Source organism: Brevundimonas sp., from assembly GCF_032017145.1.
Classification (GTDB): Bacteria; Pseudomonadota; Alphaproteobacteria; order Caulobacterales; family Caulobacteraceae; genus Brevundimonas.
In genome coordinates this window covers 1-4,490 of the sequence record NZ_DALZQC010000163.1, presented here as the reverse complement: position 1 = coordinate 4,490, position 4,490 = coordinate 1, and the positions used below count along the sequence as shown (strand labels likewise).

6 protein-coding genes are annotated in these 4,490 nt (G+C 68.3%); 5 read left to right on the top strand and 1 reads right to left on the bottom strand.

Annotated elements, in window-relative coordinates; genetic code table 11:
• Positions 1 to 764 (bottom strand): pantoate--beta-alanine ligase (gene panC / locus RTU05_RS17075; RefSeq protein ID WP_312599511.1); only part of this gene is annotated, 764 nt, incomplete at its 3' end.
• A gap of 78 nt (positions 765 to 842) precedes the next feature.
• Here panC and RTU05_RS17070 point away from each other — a divergent pair.
• The 5 genes from RTU05_RS17070 to RTU05_RS17050 all read left to right on the top strand — a co-directional run.
• Positions 843 to 1,535, top strand: coding sequence for an SPOR domain-containing protein (locus RTU05_RS17070; RefSeq protein ID WP_312599510.1), 693 nt, complete (start codon positions 843 to 845; stop codon positions 1,533 to 1,535).
• 126 nt (positions 1,536 to 1,661) lie between these two features.
• Positions 1,662 to 2,498 carry a division plane positioning ATPase MipZ gene (locus tag RTU05_RS17065; RefSeq protein WP_312599509.1) on the top strand — a complete coding sequence of 279 codons (837 nt, stop codon included), beginning with the start codon at positions 1,662 to 1,664 and terminating at the stop codon, positions 2,496 to 2,498.
• Positions 2,499 to 2,513: 15 nt separating this feature from the next.
• A complete protein-coding gene (locus RTU05_RS17060; RefSeq protein WP_312599508.1) occupies positions 2,514 to 2,942 on the top strand; it encodes a molecular chaperone DnaJ in 429 nt (142 codons plus the stop codon).
• Positions 2,943 to 3,031: 89 nt separating this feature from the next.
• A complete protein-coding gene (locus tag RTU05_RS17055; protein ID WP_312599507.1) occupies positions 3,032 to 3,730 on the top strand; it encodes a YceI family protein in 699 nt (232 codons plus the stop codon).
• A 68-nt stretch (positions 3,731 to 3,798) separates the two neighbouring features.
• A partial coding sequence (locus RTU05_RS17050) for a cytochrome b (RefSeq protein WP_312599506.1) occupies positions 3,799 to 4,490 on the top strand: 692 nt, incomplete at its 3' end.

The following is a 4,490-nucleotide window of genomic DNA, read 5'->3' as shown; positions in this document are numbered from 1 at the left end:
GTCAGGTCCTCGGCGTGGCGAATGACGACGTAGTCGACGCGCTCGAACCCGGCCTTCAATATGGCGGCATAGGCTTCGCGTTCGACGCCGGGCAGGGGGCGACCGGAGGCGGCCTCCGCAGCAGCCTGGAACAGTATGCCGTTCAGTTGCCGGGCCGACGCCAGTTCGGCCTCGGACAGATAGGCGTTGCGCGACGACAGGGCCAAGCCCCAGCCGTCCCGCTCGGTCGGCGCGCCGATGATCTCGACCGGCAGGTCCAGATCGCGCACGAACCGACGAATGACCATCAGCTGCTGATAATCCTTCTCGCCGAAAACGGCGACGTCGGGCTGGACCTGGTTGAACAGCTTGGTCACGACCAGGGCGACGCCGCCGAACATCTGCGGCCGGAAATCGCCCTCCAGACCCAGGGCAGGGCCGGCCATGGCGATGCTGGTGGCGAAGCCTTCAGGATACATCTCCGCCGCCGTCGGCGCGAACATCAGGTGGCAGCCGGCGCCCGCCAGCAGGCGCGCGTCCTCATCCTGCTGGCGGGGATATTTGTCCAGGTCCTCGTGGGCGGCGAACTGGGTCGGATTGACGAAGTTGGAGGCGACCACGCGGTCGGCGCGTCGGGCCGCCTCTCGCACCAGGGTCAGGTGGCCTTCGTGCAGGGCGCCCATGGTCGGAACCATGCCGACGCTGAGGCCTTGTCGTTTCCAGTCCCGAACGGTCGCGCGCAGGTCGGCCACGGTGCGGACGACGGGCAGGGGAGGAGTGTCCATCATGATGAAGCGATTAACCTTTCCGCTTAAGCCTGTTGATGCACCAGACCTCAAAGACTGGGCGTTAGGGTCGTGCTTATGACGCCCGCAGAAGCGACCCGTCCAGTTCTGATCGCCCCGGCCCTGATTGCGGCCGTGGTCGGCGCCGCCGCTCTTGCGGGATGCGGCGCCGCCAACGGCGATCCCCACAGGTTCGGGGCCTTCGCGGATCAGGTGGCGGCGGTGGATGTGCCGCTGACGCCCGGCGGCGGTCTGCCTGCCCCTCGGGCGCGATCGGCCGAGGCGGCCGGTCTGCGGCCGGTCAGGTTCAGCGCCATGAAGGTCGCGGTGATGGATCCCCACGCCATGTGGGATGCCCGCGACGATCAGGCCGGCGTGCGCCGCGTGGCCGAGGACGCCAGCCTGCGCGACGCCGTGATTCGGGTGGTTCAGCCCACAGTTGCGGTTCCGGTTCGTGAAGCCGGCGGGGCGAAGCCGGCGCCGGAGCCGGAGCGGGCCTCCTTGATGCATGACGCCGGCTTGCGCCGTTCAACGTCGTCCGGCCGCACCATCCAACTGGGCGCCTATTCCAGCCCTGACGCGGCCCGCCAGGCGTGGGCGCGATTGAAGACGTCCGCCGACCTCGCCGCCCTGACCCCGGTGTTCGAGTCCGTGCAAGTTCAGGGTCGGACCTTGACGCGGTTGAAGGTCGGCCCCGTTCCGGGCGAGGCGGCGGCTTCGGTTTGCCGCGCCGCCGCCGTCGCCGACGCCTGGTGCGCGCGCAACAGCTGATCCCGCCTTTTTCGCCGTCCACAGGTCTGCGTTAAGGTTCCGTTGACGTTTGCCGCGCGGCGGCCGACTCTCGGCCGAACTGGACCGCGCGTGAGTCGCGCCGGTCGGCACAGAGGATTACCTCGAATGACGCAGCCGCATGTGATCGTTCTCGGCAATGAAAAGGGCGGGGCCGGCAAGTCCACCCTGGCCATTCACATCGTCACGGGCCTGCTGCACGCGGGTCGGACGGTGGCGATCATCGACCTGGACCTGCGCCAGCGGTCGATGCAGCGCTTCTTCCTCAATCGTCTGGCCTGGCTGGCGGCGAACGAACAGGCCTTGCCGCAGCCCTTCATCCCGGACATGGGCGACGGCAAGGCCCTGGCAAAGACCGATGTCGCCGAACAGATCGCGGTCTTCGAACGCGCCTTCGACGAGGCTTTGGCCCAGGGCGTGGACTGCATCCTGATCGACACCCCCGGCGGCGACACGGCCGTGTCCAGCGCCGCCCACGCCCGCGCCGATCAGATCGTCACGCCCATGAACGACAGCTTCGTCGATTTCGACCTGCTGGGCGAGGTCGATCCGGTGTCGCTGGAGCTGTTGAAGCCATCCATCTATTCCGAGAGCGTCTGGGAGGCGCGCAAGCAGCGGGCCATCGCCCAGGGGCGCCACGCGACCATCGACTGGCTGGTGGTGACCAATCGCCTGGCCGTCGCCGAGGCCCGCAACCGCAAGCGTCTGGAAGAGCGGATGACCAAACTGGCCAAGCGTGTCGGTTTCCGCGTCGGGCCGGGCCTGCGCGACCGGGTCATCTATCGCGAACTGTTCCCCTTCGGCCTGACCGTGGCGGACCTGTCCAACGACATCCGGCCCGTCGCGGTGTCCCTGGCCCACGTCGCGGCGCGCCAGGAGCTTCGCAACCTGATGATGGCCATGGGGCTGGAGCAGGTGATCGCCCCTTTGGACGTGGCGGCCTGACGGTTTGACCACCCGATGGGTTTGATCGGACTGGCCCTGGCGGCCATCGCCGTCTGGGCCCTGGTTCGGCTGGGCCGCCAGACCGAGCGGCGCGGCCGGGCGCATTGGCGCGTGACGGCGACCCTTCTGGGATCGGTCCTGCTGGCGGGCGGCGCGCTCGCGGCCTTTCGCGGCGCATGGCTGGCGGCGGCGGGGCTGGCCGGCGCGGGTCTTTATCTGGCCTGGTCCTCGCGAATGCGATCCGTCGTTCGCTCCGAGCCGATCAGCGAGGCCGACGCCCGCGCCGTGCTGGGCGTGCGGGCGGGGGCGGACGAGGCCGAAATCCGGGCGGCGTGGAAACGCGCCATGGCCCGCGCCCATCCCGATCAGGGCGGCACAGAAGGTTTGGCGACGCGCGTCAACGCCGCGCGTGATCGATTGTTGAGGGGGCGGAGAGCGTCCTAACCGCTCCAGAATCATCCGAAACAGCAGTTGTTGCGTATCAGTTTCGTCTGGCCTAGATCGTCTGAACCAACTTTCGGATGGAGCCGGAAATGAAGATCGCAACCCTCGCCGCCGTGTCGGCGCTGGCCCTGCTGGCCGCGTGCAACAAGCCGGGCGAATCGCCTGCCGCCGCGCCGAACGCCTCGGCCGAAGCGCCGGTGTCCGTGAAGGCGCCGGCGGGCGTCTATGTGCTGGACCCCACCCACGCCACGCTTCAGTGGTCGCTGCTGCACAATACGATCTCGCACTACACCGCGCGGTTCGACAAGTTCGAGGCCAAGCTGACGCTCGACCCGGCGAACCTGGAGAACTCCAAGATCACCGCGACCATCGACCCCGCCTCGGTCAATGCGGCCTATCCGGCCGACTATAAGGCGTCGCACCCGGGTTCGGCCTATTCCGGCTGGAACGACGACATGGCCAATAATCCGACCTGGCTGAACGCCAAGGCCTTCCCCGCCATCACCTTCGTCTCGACGTCGGTGAAGAAGACGGGCGCGCGCACGGCCCAGGTGACGGGCGACCTGACCTTCCTGGGCCAGACCCATCCGGTGACGCTGGACGCGACCTTCAACGGCGAGATCGACCGCCATCCCTTCGCCAATGTGCCCGCCGTCGGCTTCGCCGCCGAAGGCCGTTTCAAGCGGTCTGCGTTCGGCATGGCGGTCGGTCCCGTCGGCGACGAGGTGACGATCCGCTTCGACGGCGAATTCATCCAGGAAGTCGCTCCGGCCGCGCCCGCGTCCTGAGACCCAGAGCAGGAGAGCGGCGATTCCGGTCGCCGCTCTTTCTACGTCGCCCTCAAGTCCACGTGTCCATGTCCCAAGCCCGCACCCGCTATTCGTCCGTCGCCATCGCCCTGCACTGGGCCATCGCGCTTCTGATCCTGTCGATGATTCCGATGGGGCTCTGGATGACGTCGGCGATCGACAACCCCGACAGCCAGGCCCTGGCCTATCGGGTGTTCCAGATCCACAAGTCGATCGGCTTTCTGATCCTGGCGCTGACGGTGGTGCGGATCGTCTGGCGGCTGACCCATCGCCCGCCCGCCTTGCCCAGGACGATGAAGCGGTGGGAGGCCTTTGCGGCGGGCGCGACCCATGTGGCCTTCTACGCCCTGTTGCTGGCTCTGCCGCTGACGGGCTGGCTTTATGTGTCCGCCGGCTGGGCGGTGTCGCAGGATCGTGCGTTGGAGGTGGCGACCAGCTGGTTCGGCCTGTTCCCCATTCCGCATCTGCCGGGCGTGGCCGAACTGTCGATCCAGATGCGGCGGGCGCTGGCCTTCCAGGCCATGGGCGCCCATTCGCTGATGGCCTGGGGCGCGGTTGTGCTGATCGTCCTGCACGTCGGCGCGGCCCTGAAGCACCAGTTCGTCGATAGGGACGGCGTGCTGGGCCACATGGTTCCGGGTCTGAAGCCGGGCCACGCCGATGAAGCCGCCGCTCCTGCGCCGTCGCCGGTGTGGGCCGAGCGCGCGGCGGGCGTCGCCCTGGTGCTGGCCGTCGCCGT

Coding starts and splice junctions, on each gene's coding strand:
- RTU05_RS17070 (WP_312599510.1), top strand. CDS start 843: ATGACGCCCGCAGAAGCGACCCGTCCAGTTCTGATCGCCCCGGCCCTG.
- RTU05_RS17065 (WP_312599509.1), top strand. CDS start 1,662: ATGACGCAGCCGCATGTGATCGTTCTCGGCAATGAAAAGGGCGGGGCC.
- RTU05_RS17060 (WP_312599508.1), top strand. CDS start 2,514: ATGGGTTTGATCGGACTGGCCCTGGCGGCCATCGCCGTCTGGGCCCTG.
- RTU05_RS17055 (WP_312599507.1), top strand. CDS start 3,032: ATGAAGATCGCAACCCTCGCCGCCGTGTCGGCGCTGGCCCTGCTGGCC.